Source organism: Okeania sp. (assembly GCF_983059655.1).
The window spans coordinates 1-5,198 of sequence record NZ_CEZPJD010000576.1 but is presented as its reverse complement, the minus strand read 5'-3'; the positions used below and the strand labels follow the sequence as shown (position 1 = coordinate 5,198).

6 protein-coding genes are annotated in these 5,198 nt (G+C 39.8%); all 6 read left to right on the top strand.

Annotation, left to right across the window (positions count from 1 at the left end; all coding sequences use genetic code 11):
* Positions 1 to 91 precede the first annotated feature (91 nt).
* A complete protein-coding gene (locus tag AC3DU7_RS24455) occupies positions 92 to 631 on the top strand; it encodes a hypothetical protein (RefSeq protein WP_488041899.1) in 540 nt (179 codons plus the stop codon).
* Between the two features lie 552 nt (positions 632 to 1,183).
* Positions 1,184 to 1,795: an alpha/beta hydrolase gene (locus AC3DU7_RS24450; RefSeq protein WP_488041898.1), complete on the top strand. Its 612-nt coding sequence runs from the start codon at positions 1,184 to 1,186 to the stop codon at positions 1,793 to 1,795.
* An 88-nt stretch (positions 1,796 to 1,883) separates the two neighbouring features.
* On the top strand, positions 1,884 to 2,096 hold the full coding sequence (gene isiD, locus AC3DU7_RS24445) for a protein IsiD (protein WP_293085111.1): 213 nt from the start codon (positions 1,884 to 1,886) through the stop codon (positions 2,094 to 2,096).
* A 374-nt stretch (positions 2,097 to 2,470) separates the two neighbouring features.
* Positions 2,471 to 3,679 (top strand): bifunctional phosphopantothenoylcysteine decarboxylase/phosphopantothenate--cysteine ligase CoaBC, encoded by a 1,209-nt coding sequence (gene coaBC, locus AC3DU7_RS24440; RefSeq protein ID WP_488041897.1) that lies wholly within the window; start codon positions 2,471 to 2,473, stop codon positions 3,677 to 3,679.
* A 612-nt stretch (positions 3,680 to 4,291) separates the two neighbouring features.
* Entirely contained in the window at positions 4,292 to 4,636 is a 345-nt protein-coding gene (locus tag AC3DU7_RS24435) for a hypothetical protein (protein WP_488041896.1), read from the top strand.
* A 239-nt stretch (positions 4,637 to 4,875) separates the two neighbouring features.
* A partial coding sequence (locus AC3DU7_RS24430) for a hypothetical protein (RefSeq protein WP_488041895.1) occupies positions 4,876 to 5,198 on the top strand: 323 nt, incomplete at its 3' end.

The following is a 5,198-nucleotide window of genomic DNA, read 5'->3' as shown; positions in this document are numbered from 1 at the left end:
GGAAAGTGGAAATACCCATTTTAAGGGGGATTTAGGGGGATAGTTAATGTAACTCACGCCTTGTGAAAACCGCTATATATTTATCTATAATATGAATAATATCGAAAATAATAGCTTTTTGATAGCAGTAAGAAATAGAGAACAAATAAGACTAAAGGAGCAACAAACTGCCTCCTGCCCTCTGCCTTTCCAGGTAAATTTAATTAATAAATTTATATGTTTCCTTATTTTTTCTTCTTTTTCCCTTGGCTTAACATCTCTAGCTTACGCTCAAGAAGAAAATTCTAGGGAACCAGCAAAACAACGTAGAATCAGCGTACCTTTTTTTGAAGAAGAGAGAAGAATAGATTTCAGTGGCTTTTCTAATACTTTTTTAAATGATGCTCTGGGTGGTACAGGCGACCCCATGAGTGGCAGTACTCCATCGGGTTCTGGTTTTACCATGTCTCCAAATGTATCAAATGTATCACCTGATGCAGAATTTTCTAACCCCTCTCGTGGAGTTCCCTCTGGTGATGGAATGATGAGAGGTTCTCAACCTGCTGGTGGTAGTTCTGGCGATCGCGTATCACCTCAACCTATAACTGGAGGTGGAGGTAGAGGTATTTTTCAACAGTTACCACCGAGGTAATATGGAGTGTGGAGAGATGGGGGTTTTTGAGGACACGGAGAGAGGGAGACACGGAGACGCGGAGATGGGAGGATGGGGGTTCTTGAGGACACGGGGAGGGGGAGATGGGGAGATGGGGAGATCAAGAAAGATTTGGCAATCTAATACTAAATTCACCCTTTCACTCTAAGTCAGTAACCGATCCGATGTGGAATAATAGGCTGAAATTATTGTAAGCGTCAATACTTTAAGTCTATCAACTCCCTCTTCCTTCTTCCTTCCTCTCTTTTCCTTCTTCTTGATATAACTAGGGTTTGCTGATTAAATATCAAAGTCTTTACTGATATTGGTTTTAGCCTTTTTAGATCAGAAATACCTGATTTTCGCCTCAGAAAGCTCAAAAGTGAGTATTCTGGCGTATAGTTGGGCAGAGTTGGCAAGGGATAATTTTTCTGACTACCTCCTCTACAACTCCCTCCAAATCTTGATTCTTAGCTACTCCCTACTCCCTACTCCCTACTCCCTGCCTTAGCAAAAAGACTTTTGAGCACAAACCCTAACTAGATAACTGAAATGACCCAATTAAATTCAATTACCATCTCACCTAATTTAGAACCTACTGGTTTACTTGTTCTCTTACATGGCTTTGGAGCTAACTGTAATGATTTAATACCTTTAGCGACACAGTTGAATTTACCTAATTATTGGTTTGAATTTCCAGATGCTCCACTGCCTCATCCTCAAGTTCCTCAAGGAAAAATGTGGTATGACTTAGAGAGTTTCCAAGGTCTGCCTGAAAGCCGCCAAATATTAATTGATTGGCTAGTTTCTCTAGAAAGTAAAACGGGGATACCTTTATCTAAAACTATTCTATGTGGCTTTTCTCAAGGTGGGGCAATGACTATGGATGTAGGAGTAACTCTGCCAATCAAAGGTTTAATTATTTTAAGTGGATATCTACATTCTCAACTTCAACCATCAGGAGAAAAATTACCACCTGTTTTTGTTGTACATGGTATACAAGACCCAGTTGTACCGATTGAACAAGGAAGACGAACGCACGATACTTTTACAAATCTGGGGGCAAATATACAATACCAAGAATTTAATATGGGACATCAGATTATTCCAGAAATTGTGAATTTAATGCGAAGTTTTGTTATAGATACTATGGCAAAAGCTTAGAAAGACTATTATATTAAATGGAAGTGTGAATAGCACTCCATTTTAGTTAATGCTTTCAGCAGATGCCATTTCAGGGAGGTTGGTTTTGATGCAAACTATAGCCCGTTCTTTACACGAGGTTGCTAATTTGACTGCGCAAGATGTAGCTAAGTTGGCTTTACGTTTGGAGGAAGATGATTATCAAAATCCTTTTGACGGGTTGAATGATTGGCACCTGCTACGAGCGATCGCCTTTCAACGTCCAGAGTTAATTGAGCCTTATATCCATTTATTGGATTTAGAGCCTTGTGATGAGGCTTGAGGGAAATATGGGAACGCATAAATTCGTAATTTAATCATTTTATCAAATTTGAGAGTGTTGGTTTAGAAAAGAAATAACCAAGGTATTTTTTAGCTTGGATAGTTTTTACCCAACACTCTTATTTATTTAGGGAATAGGGAGTAGGGAGTAGGGTCTGCTGAAAAAATTGGTTGGTGGGGGTAGGACACGGGGACGTGGAGACGCGGAGACGAGGGGAACAGGCAACGGTTTCGGCCATTTTATGTGAAGAAATTTTCTTGAATTATGAATAATAATTGATTTTATTTTTGATTTTTGGAGATGCCTATTCCCTCCTCCTGACTCCTGGCTCCTAAGTAATTAAGATTAATATCATACACTAATTCACCAACGCCATGGCTAAAAGAGTTTTAATCAGTATTTGTGGTGGTATAGCAGCTTATAAAATTTGTGAGGTAGTTTCTACTCTCGTAAAATCTGGAATTGAGGTGCGAGCAATTTTGACAGATTCTGCTCAACAGTTCATTACACCTCTTACTTTATCCACTCTCTGTCGTTATCCAGCTTATACAGATCGAGATTTTTGGCAGTCTACCCACGGACGTCCATTGCATATTCAGTTGGGAGAATGGGCAGAAATAATCGTCATTGCTCCTCTCACAGCAAATACTTTGGCAAAATTAGTATACGGTTTAGCAGATAATTTATTAACTAATACAGTGCTGGCTTCTAGTTGCCCAATTTTATTATCTCCGGCAATGAATACTGATATGTGGGAACAACAGACAGTACAGCGAAATTGGCAACAAATATTGATGGAAAAAAGATATTATGGTATTAGCCCAAATATGGGAATATTAGCTTGCGATCGCATTGGTCAAGGCCGAATGGCGGAACCAACAGAGATAATCACAAATATAAAATCTTTATTATATACAGCAGGTAAAAGAGATTTAGCAGGTAAGAAAATATTAATTAGTGCGGGTGGAACGCGAGAACATTTAGACCCTGTGAGGTATATCGGCAACCCTTCTACGGGTAAGATGGGTATAGCTTTAGCTAAGGCAGCATTGCATCGGGGGGCAAGTGTCACTTTGGTGCATAGTATTTCGGGAGAGTTGCTGTTATCAGGGATAAAAACTGTGGAGGTAGTGAGTGCTACTCAGATGCGACAAGCAATGTTATATCATTTTAGTGAGGCAGATATAGTGGTGATGAGTGCAGCAGTAGCAGATGTTAGACCTGCTGAGTATAGTAGTGAGAAGTTGCCAAAGCGATCGCTACCAGAGTTATTACCTTTGACACCTGTACCGGATATTGTAGCGGAGTTAGGGCGGTCAAAGCAGCACAGGCAATATTTGATTGGGTTTGCGGCACAGACTGGAGATATTGTTGCACCTGCGTTAGAGAAGTTGCAGGTAAAAAATTTAGATGCTATTGTTGCTAACCCTATTGACCGAGAGGAAGCTGGTTTTGGCAGTGATACAAATCAAGGAATTTTTCTAGATGCTGAAGGTCGTCGGCGAGATATTCCGTCTTGTAGTAAATTAGAAATGGCTCATAGTTTGTGGAGTTTTGTCTTAGAGAGCGGAGTGGGGAAGTAAGGGAGGTGTGGGATCGGTTGAAACTATCACCAAAACAATCATTGGCACAGAAAAAACAGGAAGGAAAAACAGGGTTTGTTCCAGTCAAAGCCAGGTGGGTCATTGAAAGAACCAATTCCTGGATGAATAGGTGTAAAAGCTTAACCAAAAATTTGACTGGAGTTTAGACTAAATAGTTGAAGATAAAACCAAGGAAAGGATGGAAAAAAATTGGACTATCATTATAGATGTGAGAGGCTTTGTTGCATGAAGGTGGCGATCGCAAAAACCACCCTTGTAGAGGAATGAACTAGAGAAGACAAATGGCATTTTCTCCTACATATGGCGTTTTTAAGGTGAAGCATGGGTAAGTGGTAGTTATGATTTCCGGTTATTGAATTTTGCAGATGCACCAGAGTTAACTTTGGATACTACTATTTCAGGGGAGTTTGAAACAGGTCAACGCGAGACAGTTTTGTATCGTTTTTCTGGAACTAAAGAAGATTATTTGTACTTTGATAGTGATGGTAGTATAGCAATGAGCGCTGGTATATTTACAAATTGCAGGATTTGCCCAATAGCTAAAAGTCTTATGTTATCGGCAATTTATTCCCTCTGTTGCCAGATGAGCTGTTGCCTGTTGCCTGCGCACAGCGCTATAATTGGAACGATCATTACACTCTTTATCAGGGCGATGAACAAGTTTTCAACCAAAATATTTATCACGATTCGGAGCAAGAATTACCAGAAGATGGCGAGTATGTTTTAGCTTTTAAATCTGATGGAGCTGAACCTGAAAATTACGAACTAAAATTAGTCACTCCAGAACTAACAACAACTCCTTTGAATTTAGGAGAAGTTATTAATAGTAATATTAGTGAATCTGGAGAGCAGGATTTTTACTCTTTTGAAGGGTCAGTCGGACAGAAATTATTCTTTGATTCTGTTGAAGGAAATAGTATAGCACTACAAGTTTAGGTTAGGACATTTCTAAATCCACCAAACCCACTCACTGTTTACTGTTGCCTGTTGCCTGTTGCCTGTTGCCTAGCGCGTAGCGCTATAATATTAAAGCACGGCTTTTTAGTCCAACTGAAATTAAAGTTACTGACAGGCATCTGGGAGAAAATTGGCAGCCTTTCACTTTAACTGAAAATGGAACTTATCTTCTGGAAATTGATGCTAATAATAATTTTGTTGGGGATTATGGATTTGTCTTGAGCGATCGCTCTTATGCTACTCCCCTAGAGTTAGATATTCCCACTACTGGAACTTTGGAGTTGGGTAACGATGTACATTTATATCAATTTGATGGCAAGCAGGGTCAGGTATTGAATTTCGATTTGGATGCGGAACGGTGGTCTGGTGCTAATTGGGTGCTCTACACCCCAGATAATGAAGTTCTAGAAGTTCCCCAATACTGGCAGCCTGATTTTCAAGCCACTTTGCCTTCTGATGGCTTATACACCCTCGCAATAGCTGGCACTATAGCAATGAGCGCTGGTATATTTACAAATTGCAGGATTGGCCAAATAGCTAA